The organism is Shewanella sp. GXUN23E (assembly GCF_050865035.1).
Lineage (GTDB): Bacteria > Pseudomonadota > Gammaproteobacteria > Enterobacterales > Shewanellaceae > Shewanella.
Map to the genome: position 1 here is coordinate 1 of NZ_JBOZWP010000047.1, position 1,432 is coordinate 1,432.

At 56.2% G+C, this 1,432-nt stretch carries 1 protein-coding gene; it reads left to right on the top strand.

Annotated features, from left to right (window positions below):
• On the top strand, positions 1–1,432 hold a 1,432-nt coding region (locus ACRRUX_RS20515; protein WP_432534091.1), incomplete at both ends, for a beta strand repeat-containing protein.

The window sequence follows — 1,432 nt, forward strand, 5'->3', positions numbered from 1 at the left end:
CGATACCCTCACCGTCACCGACCAGGCCGGCAACGTACTGTTCAGTGGCCCGGTGACCCAGGCGATGCTGGACAACGGCCTCACTCTGGCCATCGACCCACCGGCGAGCGGCACCAATCTGGTGATTACCGCCACCGTCTCTGATGCAGCGGGCAATACCACGTCGGGCAGCGACAGCGCAGTGCTGGATTATGGCGTCGGCAGCGGCGCCCCGGCCGCACCGACTGTGGTCATCACCGAAGATGCCAACAATGATGGTTACATCTCTGGCAACGAACTCAGCGGCGATGTGAATTACACAGTGACATTGGGAGCAGGCACCGTCGCAGGCGACACCATCAGCATCACAGATCAGGATGGCACCGTGCTGTTCAGCGGTGTTGTTACCGCTGATATGCTGGCCAATGGTTTGTCACTGTCAGTTACCGCACCGGCAGATGGCGCAGCGATTACACTGACAGCAACAGTCTCTGATGCCGCGGGCAATACCGCTTCCGGCAGCGACAGTGCAGTGTTGAATCAGGGGGCTGCAGCGCCAACGGTGGTCATCACCGAAGATGCCAACAACGACGGCACCATCAGCGATGCCGAGCTTGATGGTCAAATCAATATCAGTGTTACTTTGGGAGCCAATACCGCAGTAGGCGATACCATCGTGGTCACTGATCAGGATGGCAATGTACTGTACAGCGGCCCTGTGACTCAGGATATGCTGGACAATGGTCTGGATCTGGTTACCGATACGCCACCGTCAGGCAGTACACTGACAATTACAGCCACTGTGTCTGACACAACGGGCAATACTGTTACAGGATCTGACAGCGCAATTCTCGACTTCAACGGTAACCCGCCAAAACCCGATGCACCGGTTGTGGTCATTACCGAAGACGCCAACAACGATGGTTATATCAATGATGGCGAATTGAGTGGCTTGGTGAACTTTACGGTCACCTTGGGCGCAGGAACCAATCCATCGGATACCCTCGTCATTACTGATCAGGATGGCAACGTCCTCTTCTCCGGCCGTGTGACTCAGGACATGCTGGACAATGGGCTGCAGCTGGCAATCAATCCTCCGGTAAGTGGTACCAACCTGGTGATTACAGCGACTGTGAGTACTCCTGCCGGCCACTCAGCGGCTGGTTCAGACAATGCTCTGCTCAGTTACGGTTCAGGCTCCGGAGCCCCCGCCAGCCCAACTGTGACCATCACTGATGATACCAACAATGATGGTTACATTAACGATGGTGAGCTGGACGGTCAGATAGATATCAATATCACTCTGGGCGCAGGCACAGAAGTCGGTGATACCCTGACCATCACAGATCAGGACGGCACCGTGCTGTTCTCCGGTCCGGTTACCCAGAGCATGCTGGATAATGGCCTCAGTCTGGCCATTGACCCACCGGTCAGTGGCACCGGCCTGGTGATT